The organism is Glycomyces tritici (genome assembly GCF_030403505.1).
The window spans coordinates 1-19946 of the sequence record NZ_JAUEMJ010000011.1 but is presented as its reverse complement, the minus strand read 5'-3'; the positions used below and the strand labels follow the sequence as shown (position 1 = coordinate 19946).

27 protein-coding genes and 1 pseudogene are annotated in these 19946 nt (G+C 64.4%); 10 read left to right on the top strand and 18 right to left on the bottom strand.

Features of this window, described 5'->3' with window-relative positions; translation table 11 throughout:
- Positions 1-2: 2 nt before the first annotated feature.
- Positions 3-689, bottom strand: coding sequence for an RNA ligase family protein (locus tag QWI33_RS25145; protein ID WP_353895559.1), 687 nt, complete (start codon positions 687-689; stop codon positions 3-5).
- Positions 690-1017: 328 nt separating this feature from the next.
- Here QWI33_RS25145 and QWI33_RS25140 point away from each other — a divergent pair, with 328 nt between their 5' ends.
- From QWI33_RS25140 to QWI33_RS29505, 4 genes and pseudogenes are all read left to right on the top strand, one after another.
- Positions 1018-1365: a histone-like nucleoid-structuring protein Lsr2 gene (locus tag QWI33_RS25140; protein ID WP_289959591.1), complete on the top strand. Its 348-nt coding sequence runs from the start codon at positions 1018-1020 to the stop codon at positions 1363-1365.
- Positions 1366-1639: 274 nt separating this feature from the next.
- On the top strand, positions 1640-2335 hold the full coding sequence (locus QWI33_RS25135) for a hypothetical protein (RefSeq protein ID WP_289959590.1): 696 nt from the start codon (positions 1640-1642) through the stop codon (positions 2333-2335).
- A 3-nt stretch (positions 2336-2338) separates the two neighbouring features.
- Positions 2339-2836: pseudogene (locus QWI33_RS25130) on the top strand (hypothetical protein); the annotation flags it as partial.
- Positions 2764-3300, top strand: coding sequence for a hypothetical protein (locus tag QWI33_RS29505; protein ID WP_353895558.1), 537 nt, complete (start codon positions 2764-2766; stop codon positions 3298-3300). The pseudogene QWI33_RS25130 and the gene QWI33_RS29505, both read left to right, overlap by 73 nt.
- Before the next feature lie 103 nt (positions 3301-3403).
- Here QWI33_RS29505 and QWI33_RS25125 read toward each other — a convergent pair whose 3' ends face one another.
- Positions 3404-4231: a hypothetical protein gene (locus QWI33_RS25125; RefSeq protein ID WP_289959588.1), complete on the bottom strand. Its 828-nt coding sequence runs from the start codon at positions 4229-4231 to the stop codon at positions 3404-3406.
- A 349-nt stretch (positions 4232-4580) separates the two neighbouring features.
- Between QWI33_RS25125 and QWI33_RS25120 the strand changes: the two genes are divergently transcribed.
- On the top strand, positions 4581-4841 hold the full coding sequence (locus tag QWI33_RS25120; RefSeq protein WP_289959587.1) for a hypothetical protein: 261 nt from the start codon (positions 4581-4583) through the stop codon (positions 4839-4841).
- Here QWI33_RS25120 and QWI33_RS25115 read toward each other — a convergent pair whose 3' ends face one another.
- Together QWI33_RS25115 and QWI33_RS25110 are read right to left on the bottom strand one after the other, a co-directional pair.
- Positions 4842-5810, bottom strand: a complete 969-nt coding sequence (locus QWI33_RS25115) for a hypothetical protein (RefSeq protein WP_289959586.1) — start codon at positions 5808-5810, stop codon at positions 4842-4844. It abuts the gene before it with no gap.
- 485 nt (positions 5811-6295) lie between these two features.
- Positions 6296-7093: a hypothetical protein gene (locus QWI33_RS25110; protein ID WP_289959585.1), complete on the bottom strand. Its 798-nt coding sequence runs from the start codon at positions 7091-7093 to the stop codon at positions 6296-6298.
- Between the two features lie 135 nt (positions 7094-7228).
- On the opposite strand from QWI33_RS25110, the gene QWI33_RS25105 reads away from it, so the two are divergent.
- Entirely contained in the window at positions 7229-7921 is a 693-nt protein-coding gene (locus QWI33_RS25105) for a GNAT family N-acetyltransferase (protein WP_289959584.1), read from the top strand.
- A 400-nt stretch (positions 7922-8321) separates the two neighbouring features.
- Positions 8322-8852: a hypothetical protein gene (locus QWI33_RS25100; protein WP_289959583.1), complete on the top strand. Its 531-nt coding sequence runs from the start codon at positions 8322-8324 to the stop codon at positions 8850-8852.
- Here the strand turns inward: QWI33_RS25100 and QWI33_RS29500 are convergent.
- Positions 8785-9312 carry a phage antirepressor KilAC domain-containing protein gene (locus QWI33_RS29500; protein WP_435367604.1) on the bottom strand — a complete coding sequence of 176 codons (528 nt, stop codon included), beginning with the start codon at positions 9310-9312 and terminating at the stop codon, positions 8785-8787. The genes QWI33_RS25100 and QWI33_RS29500 overlap by 68 nt on opposite strands.
- A gap of 124 nt (positions 9313-9436) precedes the next feature.
- Between QWI33_RS29500 and QWI33_RS25095 the strand changes: the two genes are divergently transcribed.
- Positions 9437-9964 (top strand): GNAT family N-acetyltransferase, encoded by a 528-nt coding sequence (locus tag QWI33_RS25095; protein WP_289959582.1) that lies wholly within the window; start codon positions 9437-9439, stop codon positions 9962-9964.
- 193 nt (positions 9965-10157) lie between these two features.
- Here the strand turns inward: QWI33_RS25095 and QWI33_RS25090 are convergent, their stop codons facing one another.
- The 3 genes from QWI33_RS25090 to QWI33_RS25085 all read right to left on the bottom strand — a co-directional run bounded on the left by QWI33_RS25090 (position 10158) and on the right by QWI33_RS25085 (position 11679).
- Positions 10158-10892 (bottom strand): Imm1 family immunity protein, encoded by a 735-nt coding sequence (locus QWI33_RS25090; RefSeq protein WP_289959581.1) that lies wholly within the window; start codon positions 10890-10892, stop codon positions 10158-10160.
- A complete protein-coding gene (locus QWI33_RS29495) occupies positions 10892-11149 on the bottom strand; it encodes a DddA-like double-stranded DNA deaminase toxin (protein WP_353895557.1) in 258 nt (85 codons plus the stop codon). The genes QWI33_RS25090 and QWI33_RS29495 overlap by 1 nt, the downstream gene beginning before the upstream one ends.
- A 272-nt stretch (positions 11150-11421) precedes the next feature.
- Complete coding sequence (locus tag QWI33_RS25085; RefSeq protein ID WP_289959580.1) at positions 11422-11679, bottom strand: hypothetical protein; 258 nt, start codon at positions 11677-11679, stop codon at positions 11422-11424.
- 267 nt (positions 11680-11946) lie between these two features.
- Between QWI33_RS25085 and QWI33_RS25080 the strand changes: the two genes are divergently transcribed.
- Positions 11947-12495, top strand: a complete 549-nt coding sequence (locus QWI33_RS25080) for an EF-hand domain-containing protein (RefSeq protein WP_289959579.1) — start codon at positions 11947-11949, stop codon at positions 12493-12495.
- A 171-nt stretch (positions 12496-12666) separates the two neighbouring features.
- On the opposite strand, the gene QWI33_RS25075 is transcribed toward QWI33_RS25080, so the two are convergent.
- From QWI33_RS25075 to QWI33_RS25030, 10 genes are all read right to left on the bottom strand, one after another.
- A complete protein-coding gene (locus tag QWI33_RS25075; protein ID WP_289959578.1) occupies positions 12667-12975 on the bottom strand; it encodes a hypothetical protein in 309 nt (102 codons plus the stop codon).
- On the bottom strand, positions 12968-13261 hold the full coding sequence (locus tag QWI33_RS25070) for a hypothetical protein (RefSeq protein WP_289959577.1): 294 nt from the start codon (positions 13259-13261) through the stop codon (positions 12968-12970). The genes QWI33_RS25075 and QWI33_RS25070 overlap by 8 nt, the downstream gene beginning before the upstream one ends.
- 116 nt (positions 13262-13377) lie before the next feature.
- Positions 13378-13848: a hypothetical protein gene (locus QWI33_RS25065; protein ID WP_289959576.1), complete on the bottom strand. Its 471-nt coding sequence runs from the start codon at positions 13846-13848 to the stop codon at positions 13378-13380.
- Positions 13849-13887: 39 nt separating this feature from the next.
- Positions 13888-15240 carry a chymotrypsin family serine protease gene (locus QWI33_RS25060; protein ID WP_289959575.1) on the bottom strand — a complete coding sequence of 451 codons (1353 nt, stop codon included), beginning with the start codon at positions 15238-15240 and terminating at the stop codon, positions 13888-13890.
- A gap of 1096 nt (positions 15241-16336) precedes the next feature.
- A complete protein-coding gene (locus QWI33_RS25055; protein ID WP_289959574.1) occupies positions 16337-16609 on the bottom strand; it encodes a DUF397 domain-containing protein in 273 nt (90 codons plus the stop codon).
- Entirely contained in the window at positions 16606-17136 is a 531-nt protein-coding gene (locus QWI33_RS25050; RefSeq protein WP_289959573.1) for a hypothetical protein, read from the bottom strand. Before QWI33_RS25050 ends, QWI33_RS25055 begins: the two co-directional genes overlap by 4 nt.
- A 119-nt stretch (positions 17137-17255) precedes the next feature.
- Positions 17256-17441, bottom strand: a complete 186-nt coding sequence (locus QWI33_RS25045) for a DUF397 domain-containing protein (protein ID WP_289959752.1) — start codon at positions 17439-17441, stop codon at positions 17256-17258.
- A 275-nt stretch (positions 17442-17716) separates the two neighbouring features.
- Positions 17717-17920 (bottom strand): DUF397 domain-containing protein, encoded by a 204-nt coding sequence (locus QWI33_RS25040; RefSeq protein ID WP_289959572.1) that lies wholly within the window; start codon positions 17918-17920, stop codon positions 17717-17719.
- The gene (locus QWI33_RS25035; protein WP_289959571.1) at positions 17917-18540 is read right to left on the bottom strand and encodes a DUF5753 domain-containing protein; all 624 of its coding nucleotides are present in this window, start codon (positions 18538-18540) and stop codon (positions 17917-17919) included. The genes QWI33_RS25040 and QWI33_RS25035 overlap by 4 nt, the downstream gene beginning before the upstream one ends.
- 38 nt (positions 18541-18578) lie before the next feature.
- Positions 18579-18998 carry a hypothetical protein gene (locus tag QWI33_RS25030; protein ID WP_289953626.1) on the bottom strand — a complete coding sequence of 140 codons (420 nt, stop codon included), beginning with the start codon at positions 18996-18998 and terminating at the stop codon, positions 18579-18581.
- A 121-nt stretch (positions 18999-19119) separates the two neighbouring features.
- Between QWI33_RS25030 and QWI33_RS25025 the strand changes: the two genes are divergently transcribed.
- Positions 19120-19890 (top strand): transposase, encoded by a 771-nt coding sequence (locus QWI33_RS25025; protein WP_289953625.1) that lies wholly within the window; start codon positions 19120-19122, stop codon positions 19888-19890.
- Positions 19891-19946: the final 56 nt, after the last annotated feature.

Genomic DNA, 19946 nt, shown 5'->3' with positions numbered 1-19946 from the left:
ATCTACGTGAGACACCGACAGATTGGATGAGACCCTACACTGCGCTGACGCGGAGCGTTCGCCAGGATTCGCTGATGCTTCGCATAGTCGGGGTGGCGGAGCTTGGCGATCAGTTCACGTCCGGCCGTCCGGGCGATGATGCCTTCCGCTTGGCCTTTCCCGGTGTCGTCCAGGCGAACCTGTGTCTCGGTGAGGACCGAAGTCAGCCACTGGTGTGCATCTTCGATGTCGGTGGGAATGTCGTCCCCGTTGACGGTGCCGAGCTCGGGGACCCGTTCGAGCGGCAGTTCCATCTTCAAGTCCAGCGGCGCGAACTGCTGCCCGCCAGCATCCCGCCACGCGGCCGCGTCAGCCGCGGTCTGCGTGAGGATGTACGGGTCGATGAGCGCAACGTCGAAGATCCGCGCCCCGACAGTGTGCTTGTCCGTCGAGTAGTTCTGCCAGCCCGCGGCGGTGGCCGCGCCGTACACTTCCGCCCAGATGACCAGCGCGTCCTTCCCGTCCCAGGCCGCAGCGGCCTGCTCGGCAGCGGGAACCAGGGCTCGCGCCATGGCAAGGTTGACCGGGCCTTGGTTCGGGACGCGGTCGCCGCGCGCAGTGATGAGGTCTTCCCGCGAGCCGATGAACCAGTCGCCGCCGGGCAGGATCGCGATCCGGCCGTTCGTCCCATCCACATTTTCGGTAAGGATGACGTCCTGGCCGCGAAAGTCAACACAGGGTGTCGCTTCCAGTTCTTCCGCGGTGTTCAGGCTGCGGCTGGTGGTAGGCGAGAATCGACGGGTACTTCGTTGCCGAGTTGAGGGCCTGGAAGTCCATTAGCGACCTTTCACGGGAGAGCGCTCACTTGCTTGTACTGCAAGTATATCCGTCTCTAGCTCGCGGTCGCGCTTTCATTGTTGCGTTGCTACACAGTTGTTGCCGCGTTGTGGTACGGCTCGGACAACATTGAAAGCGCAAGCAGGGAAACGTCATTGAGACTTTCCGCAACGCCTCAAAAATGGAAGGGCCGCATTCGACATGGCGAAGCAACGCGTCATCCACCTCATTGACGACTTGGACGGAACGACCGCCGACGAAACCCTCCGGTTCGCGATCGACGAGCAGGTCTACGAGATCGACCTGTCCGCCACACACGCGAACGAGCTGCGGCGAGTGCTCTCCCGGTACCAGGCGAAAGGCCGCAAGCTCGGCCGTGCCCGCCTCCTGGCTCCCGGCGAACGCCCCAGACGTCGCCGCAACACCAGCGGCGAGTCCGCCCGTGTCCGCGAGTGGGCGAAACGCAACGGGTACGGCGTCCAACCGTACGGGCGCGTGCCGAACACGATTCTCGAGCTGTACAAGGCCTCCAACGGCACCCCAGCTTGATCTAGCGGGACGCAGCAAACGGAATTTACTCTGGGCTCCCCGAACAGGAGGTACGCGGCGGCGGACTCAACTGCTCTACGGTTGAACGATGAGCATGACCGGCAGCTCCCACCCGGCCGATCCCCCTGAACCCCAAGCACAGCAGCACCTCACCGAGCAACAAGAGCGGTTCCGCCGCGATGAGCGGGCAACCCGAACCCTCACATACCTACTCCGACAGTGGCAGTGTGACGTCGTCGAGTCCCTACCTACCGAACTTCGGACTGTGGCTGGAATGGACAACGACCAGGTGTTCGGGCATTGGCTGGTGGCAGTGACTGGGCACGAATACACGACGATCCGCAATACGATGGCCGGCTTCCGTCCCTCCAGCACGTCTGAAGCTGACTGCTTCTGGAGCTTGCTCGCGTTGCTGGAGCAGACCCCCACGGCATCATCCAACGCGAAACTGCTCGCCCAAGTTAAAGAAGACGCTGCCGTTGCCAAACAGCCAGTCCTCCTTCCCGCCAGTCCCTTCCTGACAGGAGCCCAGCAGACACGTGGCACCGCCTCTGTCCAGGGCGAAACGCTTCAGCAGGCTGCTGACAGCTCGACATGGATCGCGCTGGCAGCAGCTTCAGGGGTGATCGGGGCCGTCGCTGTACAGACGTGCCGCTGGGTCGGTCGCACGGTTTTCCGCGTTTTCGGGAAGGTGACTCGAAGGCACTGGGCCACCTACCCCCTGCAAGACGCAGTTCACGCGCACGCAGCCGCGCTAGCTGCAGTGAACCAGGCCTTGGGCGAGGATGCCTTGCAGCAATTCCAGGTCCTGCGAGTGGCATCAGCAGGCGGGGTGCGTCCGAACTGGGAAGTCGACCTGATCGCTGAACGAACCTGGGTGCACGTCCAGATGTCCTCAGCGCATCCAGTTGACGCTGCGGTGCGGGTCGTGTCGCTGCCGGTACCGCTTGGCGGAGATGGCCTTGTCTGACCTATGCGATGCTTCGGCGACATGGTGTCGGCCGTCCTGCAGGACTGCCATCGCTCGGAACGGCGTGCCCGCGCCGACTTCCCCCGGATTCCCCTCTACCGTGGGGCCATGAGCGACAAGACGAGCCGGTTGGCCTCGCGCGAATCGCTGATGGCGCTCGCTCAAGTCGAACGCGTCCAGACACTCCTGGAGCACTACCATCCGGGGATCACTGTCGAAGCGGTCACGACCACGACCGAAGGCGACCGTTGGACCGGCGCGCTCGCTGACCGCGGCGGGAAGGCTCTGTTCTGCAAAGAAGTCGACCAGCTCATCGTTGCCGGCCGCGCGGACGTGGCCGTGCACTGCCTGAAGGATGTGCCCGGTGATGTCGGGTTGCCCGCGGGCACCATGTTCGCGGCGTTCCTTGAACGCGACAGCCCCGCTGACTGCCTCGTCCACCCCGGAGGTCTCACCTTCGCCCAGTTGCCCGCCGGCGCCCGCGTCGGTACGTCCTCGCCGCGCCGCGCCGCACCGCGCAGCTGCGCAGGCTCCGCGATGACCTCGACTATCCGCCCATCCGCGGCAACGCCGGGTCACGCCTCGCGAGTTGCGGCGTGGCGACGTCGACGCGCTCATCATGGCCGAAGCCGGACTCGTCCGCGTCGGACAGATCGCCGCGGCAACCGACACGTTCAGCACTGACGACCTCCTGCCCGCTGCCCGCTGCCGGCGCCGGCATCATCGCGCTCCAATGCCGCGACGACGACACCCCCACGCGCGCGCTCCTCGCCCCGCTCGACCACCCCGCGACCCACATCGAAGCGACGTGCGAACGCGCCTACTTCGGACCCTTCGCGGGAACGCCGCACTGCCGTTGCCGCGCACGCCATGTTCAACGGCCAGGATGTGTACTTGCACGCCCGCGTTTACTCACCGGACGGCCGCCGTGTCCTGGAAGCGTCCGGGACCGCAGGCAACGGTGACGCTGCAAAACTCGGTGCAGCAGTCGCACAGCGGCTCCTCGATGAAGGCGCGCGGGCGGTGATTGACGATCGGCCCGAACGATAGCGGCGCGCCAGCCGGTGGTCATGCCCAGGTCCACACGGTGACGTCAAGTACCACCCACAGGCCTGCATATTCGTCTTCGGCGGGGCCCATGTCGGTGATCGTGGCAAGCGCGACCTGGTCTTCGTCAGTGATAACGCAGAAGGTCGCCCCCGTTTCCAACGGGAGGTTCTCCGGCGCCCAGGGATCGACCGCCCACTGGCGTCCAGTTTCGACATAGGTGCCTGCGTCGAAGCAGGCGGCGGGGTCGGTGACCGTCTCGGGGTACACGACCATGCGGGTCTGCGCCGCGGCAACGATGTACGCGGCGTAGTCGTATCCGGTGCAGTCGTCCCAGATCAGGTCCATGCCGGGGGAGACGCTGCCGTCCTCGGGGAAGTCCTTGTTGAGGAAGCCGTCGATGTTGAGACGGTCGAAGTCCAGCTGGTCAGTACTGCATATCCCGTCGCCCCAACCGAATCCGCCCAAGTGCTCGCGGAGGCCTTCATGGAGGACCGTCCATGAGGGTTCTGCAATCGGTACCGCGGTCGTTGGAGCTTCCGTCGTTGCGACGATTGTCGTTGCCGGATCGGTGGACGGCGCTGGCGCTGGCGTCGGCGAGGGCTCTGGGTCCGGCCCAGCGGTCGGCGCTGCTGCGGTGGTTGTCAATTCGGGCGCCGGTTTGCCAGCAGCGAAGTCGATGATGCCGACAATGTCAGCGACGAATCCGAACAGTGCCAGGAACACTGCGAGGCCGCCACCGATGATGCTCCGACGGATCTTGGTCGACCGCGAGAGGGTACCGGCAGGTGGGGCTTTCGCGTTCGCCAGTGCGGGTTGGCCGCCCGCAGGAGGTGAGGGCTGGGTCATCTTGGGATCGTATCCGCGCTAGTGACATGTCCCCGTGCACGCCTGCACGTGAGTGCGTACCTGACCTGCGAGGACACTGTAGCCAGTGAAGGTTGCTTCCATGAGGTGTCAGAAATCGGATTAGACCTGTCCTGTAGTTACTCACGGGACAGCCGCCGTCCTCAAAGGCTGAGCCTGGACTCGGAGCCGGTAGCAAATAGCGTCCTTGAAGCGCCGAGGAACGGTGCGGCCAATTTCGGTGAAGCAATCAAGCAGCGGCTCCCGGACGAAGGCGTTCGCGACCGCGTCGACTCAGGAAACGCCCGTAAGAACGTCGCTCGGCGGCTCGTGCCGGTCTCACCATGACGCCATGAGCAGCGACGAATCCACCCAGGAAGCAAACGTCACCTTGCCGTTGACCTCGGCTGAACTCGACCGGATTCGTGCAGCGGCACAGGACGCCGGGCAGACTCCTGAGCAGTGGATGGCGCGCGTGCTCCGCACGGAATCCCGCCGTGCCCAGATCGCCGCCTATGAAGGCCCGGACTCCCACACGCAGGCGAGGATGGCCGCTGCCGACCATGAGACCGAAGCGATGCTCACAGAGGCCGCTATGCGCGACGAGCGCTGATCACTGCAGCAGCACCCACTCGAGAAGGTCCTTGCCCGTGACACCATCTGCAACCAGCAGTATCAAGACCACCGTGACCCCAGCGAGCAGCATCAGCGCCCGAACCGTCTTGTCAGTGAGTTCAACGGTGGTCGAGAGCCAACTCGACCATGACCGACGTTGAGGCGCGGCTTGGACCTGGTCTGCCAGGTGCCGCGTTCGAGCCTCGCAGCTTTCCAGAAACTCCCGCCCTGAAGCTCCCGCGAGCAGCAGCGTCATCCGTCGCAGCGTCACGTCGAGCTCGTCAGGAACGTGACCGCTGACCGACGCGAAGGTCGACAAGTGACCCCGAAGCTGGGCGGTGCTCAAATGCAGGAGGTGCGCGACAGGGTGGCGCACATCAAGGCCCTGCTTGCGCTGCAGACGATCCGCGTACCGCTCCGTTTCGGCAACGACCCGAACCAGCGTTGCACGCGACTGGGCTGCACCCGGGGATATCGCGCGGCGCTGGCGCGCCGGTGGCTGCACGTACGCGGCAGCGAGGCTGAGGGCGCGCAATCGTCTTCTGAACTGCTGGTTGATTACCCAGCCGAGCACCATCAACACACCGAGCGCGACGGCGTACCCCAGCCCGGGGAACTGATTGGAGCGAGGCGGCAGCACCACGGGCAGCGCCGTCAAGAACACCGTTGCCACCAGTGCAGACTTCAATAGGAACTGCTGCAGACCGAGGCGGTAGACGTTGACCGCAGCCGCGAACCGGTCATCACGCGTTACCCCAGTCCGGACGTCGGGAATCGACAGCGACCAACGGACATGAAACGAATGCGGTGCCCCGGTGAGCTTGACAGCGTGCACCAACCCGATCCTTGCGCGGAGTGCCACCACCGCAGCAAGCAAGGCGAACACAACGATCCCTTCGTGCGCGAGACGTTCAGTGTCGCTGAACAAGGGGCGCCCATCGGCGATGACCTCGAACCGAAAACCCATCAGGACCACCGCGGACCCAGCCAGACAGCAACTGAGCACGAGACCGATGACCCCACTGCCCCGTTGCCAGCTGTGGACCACCATGTGCCACCGGCACGCGAGGAAGCATTGGTCCTCGCGATCCGTCGGCCTCGCCGCGCGACCATGAACGCCCGACGCAGCCCTCGCCTGGCGATCAGCCCTGCAGATCTCGCGGGAATCTCCGACAGCACCATCCCGAACGTCACACCCGCGGTGGTGAGCAGGAGCGCGAAAGTACCGAAGAACACCACCGCTTGCAGCGCGGGGGACACGAACGTGGAGGCGGCGGCCATGAGACCTGCTTTCGCGGGGGCGAGCCGCCGCAGCGGGGACCGCACCCGAAGGGGGATGAGAAGGGGACCTCCGCATTATCCCTGCCTCCCAACAGACCTGGTCCCCGCGTTCGCTGGTGCAGCCTCGATGCTTGCACTCCGGTTTGGCTGCTCCGCACACGCGACCGTAGTTCAGTAGCTGGCGAGGAGCACGCCGGTCGCGTCGTCGCTGGCTTTGCCGCGGCCTCCGGTCGCGCCGGCGGCACGGTCGGCTTCATGGACGACGTGGATGAGCTCCGGCACGCCGCGGGCCGCCCCTTCCTCGAGCAAGCCAGCCCACGTCCACCCGTACCGTTCGACGAGCCGCGTGAGCCCGTCTGAGAGGAGCGCGATTGTCCCGGGCCGGTCGACGGGAATCTGCCCCGACAGGCCCTCCCACGCCGCTTGCGGGTCAGTGGACGCAACCCAGAATCCGCCCTTCGCCTTAGGGTTGTTCCGCATCCTCGCGATGTAGTCGAGCGGGTAGCGGCGGACGCCGTTGATGAGGACCGGCGCCGGCGGGTTCGGCAGTCGGACCACACGGTCGTCGCAGACCGCGACCGGTGATTCCCCATCGACTTGCCACACGACCGTGCAGTCACCGAGTACCAGATACTCGCCGATGCCGCGCTGGACGCGGACGATCGCGACCTGCGCGGCCGGGCTCGTACGGTTCGCCAAGTCGCACGTGTCCCGGTGCGATTCGGCCACGTCGTGAATCGCTGCGGCAAGGATGGACTCCAAGCTCGAGGAGCCGCCCGGGAGGCGTGCCGCCGCGAGAGCGTGCACGAGGCCCTTCACGAACCAGGGCACGTCGTGCATGCACCCGTCGTCGGGCGTCCGGGTGACGCCGTCGATGACGAACGCCCAGCCGGGCCCGGTCGCGTACGCGTCCTCGTTCGGAACTGAAGGGGATCCTGGCAGCCTTGCTGCGGAGACGATGTGAAGCATCAGATGAGCGTAGCGGCTTTCGCTCACACGCTCAGCAGCCAAAACTCACCAGTTCGTCCTCTTAGGACATCAGTTCGATTGTCGCGCAACGAAAGACGGTTGCCGGAAGTGCACCACCTGTCTCACACTGGGCAAATGCCCATCAGTGACGTCATACCGCTCTACCGGCTCCGGATCGACACGCCGCGGCTCACGCTCCGCCTGCCGCACCCGGACGAACTGCCGCTCCTGGCCGACTGCGCCCGCGAACCCATTCATGCTGTGGGGGAGGAGCCGTTCGAGAATCCGATCGGATTGGGGCGGCCGTCCTGGTCGAGCGCGCCGCCTGCCGATCGTGCGCGGAAGGCCGTCCAGGTCCAGCTTGGGGAAGTCGCCAAATGGACTGCTGACAACTGGCATCTCGAACTCACTGTGTGGCTTGACGGGAAACCCATCGGTGTGCAAACCCTGTACGCCAAGCACTTCCCTGTGACGCGCGAAGCGGCCACGATCTCGTGGCTGACGCTCGCCCAGCAGGGCAACGGGTTCGGGACCGAAGCGCGAGCCGGCGTCCTCGCGTTCGCTTTCGAGTGGCTCGAGGCCCGCTCGTGCCGGTCAAGGTCGTTCAACACGAACGGCAAGTCAGTGGGGGTGTCGGAACGGCTCGGTTATCGCGAAGACGGCATCGACGTCGAAGCGGTCTACAGCGGAGTCGCGCGAACATCCCGGAGGTTCCGGATGGACGCAACCGACTGGCATTCCAGATCCCGCCCGTCGGTGACCGTTACCGGGTTTGATGACGACTGCCGGACCTGGTTCGGAATTGCGACGCAGGCCGCCCGGGACTGAGCGTCGCACCTGCCAGGGACAATGGAGTCACAGGTAACGTGGCACAAGACCGCGAGAGACGAATCGGTCCGTTCCCAGACTCGAACCGACCAGGTTCGCCGACATGGTCGTGCTTGCTGAATGCCTCACCGGGCGAGGCGATAGCACGCTCACAGCGCGTCGCCGCGGTAGAAGGTCTCGCGCTGGCGGTCGGCGCGCTCGCGCTAGGCGAGGGGCGGTGTAGGTTCTCAAATCGAATGTCAGCTCATGGCAGCCATGACCAGCGGTTCGCAGGGCGGCAGGTGTTATCCACCGCAAGAAGGTGGTGTTCCACCATCCCGGCAACCAATAGTTTCATTGGCACCGTCCGGATAGACTGAGCCTCTGTGTTCCCCGGCGAGCAAAGAGGTCCCCTCACCCCATGCTTTCTGCAATCAACGTCGATCTCGCCGCCTTGACCGTGTCTGTACTGGGCGTGCTCGTAGCCGTGCTGGGGATCATGGCCGCAAGCCGGCCGCCAAGGCGACACCTGCGGATCGTCGCCTTCCCGCCGCAACCCCTGCTGCGGAACAAACCCCTCGACCTCCACATCACCATTGCCGGGCAAGATCTCATCGATCCATATGTCACTGAACTGGCGGTTCGCAGCACGGGCCGGTTCGACTTCACCGAGGCGAATACACCTGATGGCGGGAACGTTGGGGTGTACTTCAGCAGGAACATTCGAGTCAATGGCTTTTCGCAAGTGCATTGGTCCTACCGTGACGACGAGAATGTCGACCATATTGCCTTCGAGCCGCACAAGCTCACGAGGAATCAGCAACTGCACCGAGTTTGGGTGCTGACCGAGGGCCGCCCAAAGGTCACGCTCAATGCTGACGCGCTCATCGACGCGACGGCACGTCTCCACCAGGCCCCGTGGCGGAAGGTGCGGACGCGCCGAGGCCCCTAGATAAGCCAAAAGCCTGCGGTTGTGCCACCGCGGTAGCGGTGAGCCGCTGGTGCAGGTGCTGCAACCCCTTCACGGTGACTCGCACCTGCGGCGCGTCCACCTGCCATTCCTCAGTTTTCGGGTTCCAGTGCGACTGGGCGCGTTCGGCCAGACGGCCAGTGTCGATTGCCGACTGGTAGACATGCCAGCACCCGTCGCCTTTGTGACGGTAGATCAGACCTTCCGTGTTGAGGAACTGGAACAAGCGGATCTTCCCGATGGTGACGCGCGGGTCCCGCGACAGGAGCTTCGCGGCGTCTTCCACCGAGTAGTCGCCGGTCGCGGACGCGAGGACGCGCCACGCGGCAGCAGCGGCATAAGATCCCGCCCCGACCAGTACTCGCCCAGCTCGTCGGTGCGGCGGATCTGATCGAACGGTGAGGTGGCCGCGTCGATAGGCTCGGGAAGCATCGCGTTTCACTTTCGCTCAAACGCTGCCCGCCGGTCGTGGACGCCGGGCAGTCAAAGGGTGTTTGACCTGGTGTTTCACCTGGTTTGCAAACCCAAATGTATCGTCCTGATGCGACTGCATTGAGCGATTGCTAATGCGCTGCAACAACAATCGAGCAACGACCTTGGAGTGCCGCATGCGGATTGCCGCCCTGGTCGCGAACCTGACCGAACCGGTGCGCGACCTCATGACCACCGGAGCACCGTGGGTCCGGCCCCGCGACCCTTCCGACTACTGGCTGGCCGCTGAACTGTTCGCCGATACGTGCCCTGTCGCGATCGCCGACGACGGGACCGTGACCGGTGCCGCCATCGGATTCAGATCCCAAACCCGCCCAGCCGACGTGTACGTCCAAGACGTGATCGTGCACCCGGCCCACCGCCGGCAAGGCATCGCGGCCGCGCTCATCAGCCATCTGCGTACCGTTGCCAGCGCCGCGGGGGCGACGCGGATCTACTTGACGTCCGAACCGGCGAACACGGCCGCGCATGCCGCGTGGCTGGCGCTCGGGTTCACCAACCGCCACGGTGACTACCGCGACCCGCAGACTGGCGTGGAGGTCATCGCGAACTCCAAGGGTCCGGGAAAGGACCGGGCCGTGTACGACCTCGACATTGCATGAACGGCTTGGCCTGACCCGTAGTCGCGGCAGCGAAAGGCGGGCCTCCGGTACGAACGGAGACCCGCCTTGCGGGGACCCGAAAGCTGGCCCGAGCACAAACGCCGAGGGAACGTCCACCCGCAGTACTGCCCAATGACGCGGCACGGGGACCTCCCTGATCTGCGGCCCCAGCATCAGCGCACGAGCGGTTTGTTCAGGTAGGCGCCGGCTGCCATGCAACGGAAGACGGTCGCGCCTCAGGTTCGTCGAAGAACTCCAGTATCGCTGCCTTAACCCGTTCTTCGGGAATCAACGCTTCAACCGGAACATTCTCATGTTGGAGACGCCTTACCAGGCCACTGTCGTTCACGCGGAGACCCGGTGTCCGAGCTGTCCATGAGCCTGCACTACCGGAATATCGCAGCGTGGCGCACTGTCGGTCGGCACTCTCGAGCATCGTGTGCCAGATGATGACGTCGAGGTGAGGTCCGCTGCCGTCAGGCTTCTCAACCCGAAGCGCCTCTCCAGGGTCGGCGACCTGCTCGAACTCATTGAGCACATTGAGTGCGTCGTTATGGCTCTTGCAGATCGACAGCACTCGGCGGGTGTGAGCGGTGTAGGAGATTCGCACGCCTAGCTGCTTGGAAGCCCATTCCTGCGGGACGTGCTCAATGCGGTCGCCGCCAGTTGATGATGTGACAGGCGAAGGCTCCTCGCCGTGATCTTCCTCGGGACCCCACCAATACAGAACCCCATGATCGAAGTCGTCGTCAGGGTACTTCTCAATGATGGCCCACCCTTGATACCCAGGCGGATCATACGGAGGTTCAAGCCCCAGCGTACGGGCGTACTCGGCGAGTTCTCGAGAGTCAAGATCGGTGTCGAACCGATGGAGAAGGTCAGCGAGAATCTCGGGATCTGCTTGGACCGGTCTGTCGTACTCGCCCATCACTTGATGCCTTCCCCAGTGCCTTTGAACCTGATCCTAGAAGGTGATCCGTGTTCCGGCACCACATGAACCCAGACTGTTCTGCCAGCCGGGATGATGTGCCGAAGGTTCTCGTAGCACCGTCTCGGGTCAGGATGCTCTGACGAGGGTGCTCTCTTGCCGCATGGCGGCACATTGAGGTACAGCACGGCGTTGTCGAGCTTGCCTTCGCGAATGTCGGCCGCAGCGTCGCCCTCAACGTGCCACGTCGTGGTCAGTTCCTCTGAAGAAGCCTACGGCTCTTTCAACTCCGGTCTGACTGGAGCCTGCCCAGGGGGGTACGCCTTGAGCACGTCCGTGTGGCGCCGGCGGCCGGCAGCGTCGTACAGAATCCCGCGAGCGGAGACACGGCCCTCGGGATTGCGCGGATAGCCAGCGTCACGGATAGCTTTTACCGCTTCAGGATGGAACCGCTTTGGATCAAAGCCTTCAAGCGGCCGCGTTCGAGCGAGTCGAGCCTGTGAGGCAAGAGCGCCGCTGCCACCGCCGGTCAGTAAAGCCTTGAGCGCTTCGACGCGAGCGCGAAGCTGGTCGAGCGCATCGGCGAGCGCCCAGGCGCGCTCCGTAGCCGCTTCGAGGTCATCGCGATCGCACCCGCAACTTCGGCCTTAGGCTCCAGGCTCGCGGCCGTGATCGCCGCCGTGAGTTTGTCGTGCTCCTCTTTCGTCCTGGCGATGCCGACTGCAAGTTGACGGGCCTCATCGGATCGTGCAGCGACGGCGCTGGCGACCTCGTCGATACTGGACACGCGCCCTCCCGAGGGGTTGGGAGAGGCCAGGATAGGGAGTCGGCCTCTCCGGCACAACCCTCACGATGGGCGGAAGGCGCTGGACTGCGGCCGTTGGGTGCTTCATCCGTCGGGGACCTCGAGGCCGAGCGTGGCAACTTTCGCTCTAACCACCCGAAATACAGAAAGAAGCTAGTTTCACCGCTTTTGCTCTGTATGGGAGAATTAGTCGATTCCAAAAACCCGCTTCGACGACCACGGAGGCACACCCGCATGCCCGAGGACATCTTGACCGCGAAGATAGAGTACGGCTTCGACCACCTGGACACCACCGGTGACGGCCGGCTCGGCGAGCACGACCACATCCAGATGGGCAAGCGCGCCGCCACCGGCCTGGGGCATGCACCCGGATCGCCCGAAGAGGGCCGGATCGTCGCCGCCTACACGGCGATCTGGAACGACCTCCACCGCCCGCACCTCCCTGCGGGCCAGGAAGACATCGACAAGGCGACGTTCGTCGCCTCCAGCAAGACCCTCGCCCAGGATCCGGATGCCGCCGACGCCGTCCTGGGTGCACTGGCACGGACCTATCTGTCGATCGCCGACGTCGACGGCAGCGGCGATGTCAGCGCCGAGGAGTTCGCAGTGTTCCTGCGGTCGCACTTCCCCGGCCTGAACCCGAACGACATCGACAAAGCCTTCACCTACCTCGACCGCGACGGCAGCGGGCGACTCAGCGCCGAGGAGTTCGTCGCGGCCGTCGTCGAGTACTGGTCGAGCGCTGACATCAATGCGCCGGGCAACTGGTGGATGGGCCAGCCGATCTACGAGCGCTGAAGCCGGTACCGGGGTGCATCCGGTCGCACCCCGGTACCGGAACCGGCCTGCTGAACCTGTTCACGCTCCCACTGATCCAGGTCGACGCGCGGGCGCTGCTGCAAATGCGACAACCCTCTCCGCGGCCTGGGGCAGCGGCTCGCTGCCATCTGGCTTACAGAACCATTCTGGTCATGCGCCAGGCCCGAACCGCCGGAAGTCCTCGATCTGCATCTCCTGCCACGCATCCTCACGGATGCCCAGGTCCGCCACAGCCTTCCATCCAGCTTTAAGTGTGTCCGCTTCCGCGACCAGGCGGTGGTAGAACCTGACGCGCAGCGCCTCCAGCAGGTACAACTGTTCGCGGGCGCGGTTGATGGATTGCTCAAGGGTGATTTGAACGTCGAGGTTCGGCCGAGGTGTCGGCCCGTCACCGGCGAAACCGCGCTCGCTGACCGCTGCGGAGTAAATCCGCTCGAGCGCGACCGCGGCTTTACGCATCGAGGCATGCCGCTCGCCCCAGGACTCCTGGGTCGACTCGAAGTTTTCCGTGAATATGGCGGCGGTCGCGACCTCGTGCGCCGGGACCGTGCGACACGCACCCTTCCGTGCGGTCGTCCGTCCATTCGTTCGGACCGACGACGCACACCGTGTGGCTGGCCGCGTCGTGGAAGACGATCGAGCTGTGGAACATCGGCTCGATGTCAGGTTCGCGGACCGCGTTCGGGTAGGTGGACTGGACGGCGGCTACCGCGTCGTCCATGGTGGGGTAGAAGTCTTCCGTCATGCCGCGGACCGTAGCGGTCGCAGTGCCGGTCGTCAACCGCAGCTGTCGGTTGGAGGTCCGCCGCCTCTGCCGCAGGAGGAGCGCGGTGTGATGCGGGGACGAGCCCTGCTGTCAGTCTACGAATCAGGGGTTGCGTACACGTCCCTAAGTTCCTGCTGTGACAGGTTCGATACCTCGAACACTGCAATCGTCCGTTCGTTCAGGCAGTCCGCAGGCAGGGTGGGTGCTGGCTTGACCTCGTAGTTGTAGCCGGCGACGAGGTCCCCCTCGTACAGCGCCCCGTTCGGGCTCTGCGGTGTGTGCACCTCGACGCCGGCGCTGTCCCCGGAGTGGGCAGGCAGGGCTTCCACATGCCAGACCACGTTGAACCGTGTACCGGCATGGTCAATGAACAGGCATTGCGTAGCCGTGTCGTAGCCGAGTTCACCGGCGATGTTGAGGATGTCGGGGTTCCCTGGTTCGCTTTCGCCCCTGATGACGATCGGGTCGCCGTCCTCGACCCAATACTCCGGGTCCGTGTCTTCACCGCATGCCGCAATGACGGCCGCGGCCAAGACCAGGACAGCTACAAGATTTGCCGATCGCATCAGGGGCTCCTTGCTCGAGTATTCCGGCGCGTCACCCACCTACGAGGTGAGCAGTGTCAAGTCGAGGTATTCAAGTGCCGGTTCGATCTTGCTGAAAGCCGACCGTGACGCGCCACCGTGCGACCAGTATCCGCTGTGGACGCCAAGCGCGGTCTCGCCGGTGAACCACGCTCCTCCGCTGTCACCGCCGCCTGAGATGTAGTCCTCAGCGAGCGCCATGCTGCAGAATGTCGGGTACCCGCGGTACTGGATGCATGTGGACGGCAGCATGACGGTGCTGGAGCTGCGGCCGGTGGTCTGTCCGTAGAACTGCACGGACTGTCCAAGGACGACTTCAGCAGTGCCGGAGGCCGACATGAAGGTTGAGTCGGTCACGTTGAACCATGATGACGAAGGCCGGTCGGCGCTGCCGTACCACGCCACTTCACCGCCGAATCCTGATACGTCTGGTTCGTTCGCTTCGACGAAGTACAGTGTTGCTTCGACACCGTCGCCCCGCCAGAACTCGTAATCGAGTGAGCGGTGCGTCGGCGGTGTCGAGTCCCAACCGGTTGAACAGTGGTAGGCGGTCAGGAGCCCGTTGAGCGTGCCTCCGCGGACGCCGAACGCAGTCGAGCAGTGGTCGACGCCGCCTGCCCGAATTAGGTTGCCGCCGCCGCGGAGGCTCCCTTGCTGCGGTGCCCCGGCATCGGTAGCGATCACGTCGACGTCAACCGGGACCGTTGCAGTCCGCAGTCGCGTTGCGGTGGCGTCGACGACGGCTTGCTCTGTCTGCTCGGTACTGAACCCGTCTGCTGGTTGCAGTTCCATGTGCACCGAGCCCGCGGTGATGTCGATGAAGCCCATCCCGCCATCGACCTCCGCAAGATCGGTCATGACGTCGAATTGGGTTTCGAGCTGTTCGTTCAGTTCCGCTTCGGAGAAACCCCTCTCGGCGATGACATCGACGTCGAGGTGGGAGGGGATGTCAACCGAAGCAGGCGCTTGGCCCCGGAACGCAATCCACGAGGTGCCGCCTGGGACATACTCGGCGCCTGCGTACTCGTCGGGGTAGCGCTGCTTGAGGCCGTTCGCGAGCTCGACGAAAGCGTCTTGATCCGCGTAGTCCTGGATGGCCTGGTTGAACGTCAACCCTTGGTCGATCCCGGTTTGGTGAATCGCCTCGAAGTCGGTGAGGCTCGCGGTGTGCCCGCAGATGGTGGCTTCGCGGTTGGGGATGAACCCGGGTGTGGCGGGGCCTGTGACCGCGGCTTCGATGTGGTCTTGGAACTTGTCCAGGCAGGAGGTTTTCGCCGACTCTGCTGCGGCGGTTGTCATTCCTGGGAGGACAAGCGCTGCGGTGGCGGTGAGCGTGATGAACAGTTGACGCGGCGTGATCCGTGTGGAGGTCATACGTCTCTTTCGCGTAGGAAGATTCGTAAAGGAGGTGATTACGATGGGTTCGCGGCTCCCTACGCTAGCAAAGCGCTCCCACAGAATCAATATGTTGCCTGCCTTGGCTATGCGCCCTTCTGAAGGCGGCACCGTCAGCGGCGACTGGACTGCCGCCTCCTACTCGGCCGCCGCGCCTGCGCGTCGTTCGCGTCCGACGAGCTCGCGCTCTTTGCGCTCACCTCGAAGCCCGAAGGTCCCATTCGGGAGCGGCTCGCGTGGGTCCTGCACACCAGCGTTCCCGGTGTCATTGTCGCCCGTGAATGGCCCTCTCCACTGAGCCGCGCCCACACCGACCTTGCAGTGCTGGACTCGACGACACACCAACCGCTCGGCCTGGTCGAGTTGAAAGCCTCATGCACGTTCGACTTCGCTCACGAGTACATGCTTGCGGGTCAGAAATATGCGCGACTGGTTGCTGCTGACCTCGACAAGGCCCGGGTTGCCATTGCCGGCAGACGTCAGCCCCGCCCTCTGAACTGCCGCTGCCTGAGAACGCCAGCATGTTTGAACACTGGAGCTTTGCCCCCGGGAAAGTTGAGGACCGCGAGCGCCCGTGAAGGGGACGCACCACTGCGTTACCCTCCAACCCTCACTTGACCTCGGACTCCGGTTCGGTCGGTGCGGTTGTCGTCGGAGAGCGGCTCCCGATCGGTAGGGCCGAGGGAAGCGCACGGAGGATCTCTGATCGCTCGTTTGGTTTCGTGCCGCGCAAGGCCATCCAGGCGATGAAGGCGCGTAAAAGGACCGAGGAGATCGCAGCGGCGGCAAACCACGGGCCGAGACTCGAGACGTCCATTACCTGCTGTATCCGTGGCTCATGGAATTGAGTTCCACAGCTTGACCCTGTAGATACCTGCCATCGATGTCGAATCTCATCGGACGTTTGTAGCCCTGCGATCGACCTTCAAGGGGGACACTTTGTCCCCACTGACTCATGGGGACAGACTGTCCCCCTGGGGATGGAGACAGGTTGTCCCCCTTGGGGTGGGGACACCATGCGGCGTCGAAACCGCGGCGCGGCGGCTGGCACCGTCGATGAGCACCAGGCGGGCGTTCAAGATCGCGCCGTGCGGGCGAGTGCACCGAAGTCGCCGCGGCCGAGCCACAGCACCGGCCCGCTCGAGCCCGCTTTCGTATCCCGGACACCCACGCGCGCGGCGTCGACGGCCACGGCCACACAGTCGCCGCCGTTGCCCCCGCTGCGGGACGCCTTCCGCCAGGTGAGCCGGTCGCCGAAGTCGACGCGGTAGGGCGAGCGCTCGCTGCGTTGAACAGGCACGGCATGGGCGGGAACGGTCTCGCCGACATTGCACTGGATCCGGCTCATCGGCACAGTCTCATGATCTCGTCGTTGAAGTCGGGAAACTCCTGTGCGGCCTGCACGATGATTGCCATAGCCGACATGCGGCAGTCCGGAGCGAACAGCTTCGCGACAGCTGCCAGATCATGATTGAACTGGGGCACCCAATCCGGTTCGAGCTCGAGCCAGGCTGCTGCTTCCCACGGGCCGAAGCCGTCAGCTAGCAACCACAAGAAGGCGCCCAGATCGCGCGCGACAACGCTTGTCTCCCCCTCGGAGCCTAGAAAGACGACAGGCTGCTCACCCAGTTCCCGACCACCGCGAACCAGCCACAACGCGGCATACCCGCCGGTGCCGTCCTGGCCGAAAACGCGGAAGCCGTCCCCGTTCAGCTCGTTGTTGCCAGTCCACGCACGAAACCAGTCGGTGGTCTCGTCTGCGGTCAGGAAGAACTCGTACGGTTCGAAGTCGACACCGTCCCTGCCGCACTCGAGCCGGACTGCCATCGCAGCGGCGAGCGCGGCAGGGAACCGGCGATCGCTGTTCACGGTCATAGAAAGAGCATAGTGATCGGGGCGGGCACGGCGGTGTCGGCCAAACACGGCCGCGAACCTCAACACCGAAATCGATGTGGGGTGCCGAGCGCTTGCGGCCCGTACCGATGCGCGCGATCTCAGCGGCTCAGGTGGCGGGTCAGGAGCGCCCAGTCGCCGCGGCCGACCCAGAGCGCCGCGCCGGCAGGGCCTTCTTTCGAGTCGCGGACGCCGACACTCGATGCTTCGGCGGCGACGAACACGCACTCGCCTTGTTCGCCGCTCCGCGAAGACTTTCGCCAGGTACGGCCGTCGCAGAAATCCATCGTCACTGCCATGCCCACGTGCCTCCAGAACTCGAAACAGGTTGCTGGACCGCCAGTGTGAAGGGTGGACCAGGCACCGTCAACCTCAACAACGAGGTGCGGACACGACGAAGGGGCGTGCCGAGCACACGCCCCTTCTGCTGTCCTGGGTGTCGCTTCAGGATTCCGGGTGACCCATTGGTCACTCTGATCCGCTATGGTCGATGCAGGTTGTCTTGCTCGTCGAAGCGAACCGTACGTGTCGAGCGAAGCGGTTCAACTCTCACCAAACGGAGCTAGCGCGAGACTGACCTGGCCAGGGAGGCCCAGTCGCTACGGTTCAGCCGGAGGATCGGGCCTTCCTGGCCCATCTTCGAGTCACGGATCCCGAGCGTCGTCTCCTCAAGTTCAGCAACGAAGACGCACTGGCCGCCGTTGTCTCCGCTGCGGGAGGACTTGCGCCAGGTCCACTGGTCGCCAAAGTCCTTCACATATGTCATGAGTACAGGTCCTTTCGGAGTTTTGCGATGAGTTCGACTGACTCCTTCTGAGGCAGCGCGCTCATTATGACGCGTCGGAAGGTGTCGTCGTATTCCTGGACCACCTGTGGGGCGTCGTAGAAGAGCGACCGCAGGTTCTCGATGTGGACGACGCCGAACTGCGGCGCGATGTTGAACCGCAAAATCAAGAAGCAAGTGTTGATCGAGGCATGCGCTCCAGCGCTGTTCGGGATGACCTGCAGCGTCACGTTGTCTGCCTCAGCTGCTTCCACCAGGTAGTTCAGCTGTTCGGCCATAACCTTGCGCCCACCGATGACTCGGTGAAAGGCGCTTTCGTGGATGACGCCCCAGTACTGAAGTGGATCCTCGCGTTCGAGGACGAGCTTCCTGCTCATCCGAGCTTCAACGAGTTTGTCGATGTCCATGTTGTGTCTGCCGACGCGCAGGATGGCCCGCGCGTAGTCCGGGGTCTGCAGGAGGCCAGCGACCACGTTGAGGTTGAGGTCGAAGATCTGGGAAGCGTCCCGTTCCAGGATGAAGTACTGGCGGAACCAGTCAGGCGCCGCGCCGGACACGACCGGTCCATCGGTCCGCTTCCGGGATCCCTTGGCGATCTCCACCAGGTTCTCTAAGCGATGTCCCGGAAGCTTGGGGTCGGTCAGTCCGCATCCGTGTCGGTGCCTCTGGCGCCGGCGGAGCGAAGGGACTGACCTAGAGATCCGGTGAGGATACGGGGGTGGCGACGCCACCACCACATGTCGTGGTCGGGCAGTTTGTGGAACTGGTCGAGTGCCAGACCATCGTCATCGATCGTCGCCGCGCGGAAGCGGTCATCGAGGGTCTTGATCTGCGGAGTCCAGCGTCGGACGACATCATCGTGCAACAGGATCCATGCCTCGTGGAGCCAGTTTCGGCAGTAGAGGTCGTTGGCGTACTCGTAGATGTCGTCGCCGTAGCCGCGTTCGACGTCGGCCACCAGGTGCGCCCACCGATTGACCCGCTCGGCAACGGTGAATGCTGTCCGCCAGCCACGCCGATGGAGCAGCTCGCCGACCTCGGCTTCGTCGAAAGTACTCACCGAGGAAGGGTCGCACGTTGATGACGCTGCGATCGAGGTGCCCGTAGGAGCCCGCACGCTTCACGATCGGGTTCAACTGGACCGGCTCGGATGCTGTTGGAACACAAGGGATCATAGGCGAGTGGCAAGTGTGATCAGTGCGGCGGACGAGACGATGATCGAGCTGTTCAGCGGCCTGCCGGCCCGGCAGTTCGCCAAGCTCTTGCGGCAGTTGCGATCCGAGGGCGCCGAGCCCGCCCTCAAGGGCCGTCCCTGGGGACTTGCCTTCGAAGACCGGGTCCTGCTGGTCGCCGCGTACTGGCGCACCAACCTGACCATGCGCCAGCTCGCGGCGCTGTTCGGGACTTCAAAGTCCGCCGCGGATCGGATCATCGACGACCTGGCACCGAAACTCGCGCTTCGGCCCCGACAGCGCTTCGCGCCCGAGACCGTCCTCATCGTTGACGGCACCCTGGTCCCCACCAGGGACCACGCCGTAGCGGCTAAGTCGAAGAACTACCGATACTCCACGAACCATCAGGTCGTGATTCACGCCGACACCCAGCTCGTGGTCACCGTCGGGACGCCGCTACCGGGTAACCGGAACGACTCGATCGCCTTCGCCGCTTCCGGTATCGACCACGCCACGCGCACCGCGACCGTGATCGCTGATGGCGGCTACCCGGGAACCAGGGCGGTCATTCCGCACCGGCGCAAATCCAAGGACGAACCACTGGTCGGGTGGAAGGAAGAGCACAACGCGTCGCACCGGCATGTCCGCGCCCGGATCGAGCACACGTTCGCGAAGTTGAAAGTCTGGAAAGTCCTGCGCGACTGCCGCCTCCGTGGCGAGGGCTCCGCCGAGGCAATGGCCGGCATCGCCCGCCTCCACAACCTCACCCTTACAGGCTGACACCCGCGAAACCGCCGCGCCTGGGCGCACCCACGAGCAACTAACGGGACATCGCT

Bases quoted from the DNA above. Each gene is read 5' to 3' on its own strand.
- QWI33_RS25140 (WP_289959591.1), top strand. From the start codon at position 1,018: ATGGCGAAGCAACGCGTCATCCACCTCATTGACGACTTGGACGGAACG.
- QWI33_RS25135 (WP_289959590.1), top strand. From the start codon at position 1,640: ATGGACAACGACCAGGTGTTCGGGCATTGGCTGGTGGCAGTGACTGGG.
- QWI33_RS25125 (WP_289959588.1), bottom strand. From the start codon at position 4,231: ATGACCCAGCCCTCACCTCCTGCGGGCGGCCAACCCGCACTGGCGAAC.
- QWI33_RS25120 (WP_289959587.1), top strand. From the start codon at position 4,581: ATGAGCAGCGACGAATCCACCCAGGAAGCAAACGTCACCTTGCCGTTG.
- QWI33_RS25115 (WP_289959586.1), bottom strand. From the start codon at position 5,810: ATGGGTTTTCGGTTCGAGGTCATCGCCGATGGGCGCCCCTTGTTCAGC.
- QWI33_RS25110 (WP_289959585.1), bottom strand. From the start codon at position 7,093: ATGCTTCACATCGTCTCCGCAGCAAGGCTGCCAGGATCCCCTTCAGTT.
- QWI33_RS25105 (WP_289959584.1), top strand. From the start codon at position 7,229: ATGCCCATCAGTGACGTCATACCGCTCTACCGGCTCCGGATCGACACG.
- QWI33_RS25100 (WP_289959583.1), top strand. From the start codon at position 8,322: ATGCTTTCTGCAATCAACGTCGATCTCGCCGCCTTGACCGTGTCTGTA.
- QWI33_RS25095 (WP_289959582.1), top strand. From the start codon at position 9,437: ATGCGCTGCAACAACAATCGAGCAACGACCTTGGAGTGCCGCATGCGG.
- QWI33_RS25090 (WP_289959581.1), bottom strand. From the start codon at position 10,892: ATGGGCGAGTACGACAGACCGGTCCAAGCAGATCCCGAGATTCTCGCT.
- QWI33_RS25075 (WP_289959578.1), bottom strand. From the start codon at position 12,975: ATGCGTAAAGCCGCGGTCGCGCTCGAGCGGATTTACTCCGCAGCGGTC.
- QWI33_RS25070 (WP_289959577.1), bottom strand. From the start codon at position 13,261: ATGACGGAAGACTTCTACCCCACCATGGACGACGCGGTAGCCGCCGTC.
- QWI33_RS25065 (WP_289959576.1), bottom strand. From the start codon at position 13,848: ATGCGATCGGCAAATCTTGTAGCTGTCCTGGTCTTGGCCGCGGCCGTC.
- QWI33_RS25060 (WP_289959575.1), bottom strand. From the start codon at position 15,240: ATGACCTCCACACGGATCACGCCGCGTCAACTGTTCATCACGCTCACC.
- QWI33_RS25055 (WP_289959574.1), bottom strand. From the start codon at position 16,609: ATGAGCCGGATCCAGTGCAATGTCGGCGAGACCGTTCCCGCCCATGCC.
- QWI33_RS25050 (WP_289959573.1), bottom strand. From the start codon at position 17,136: ATGACCGTGAACAGCGATCGCCGGTTCCCTGCCGCGCTCGCCGCTGCG.
- QWI33_RS25045 (WP_289959752.1), bottom strand. From the start codon at position 17,441: ATGGATTTCTGCGACGGCCGTACCTGGCGAAAGTCTTCGCGGAGCGGC.
- QWI33_RS25040 (WP_289959572.1), bottom strand. From the start codon at position 17,920: ATGACATATGTGAAGGACTTTGGCGACCAGTGGACCTGGCGCAAGTCC.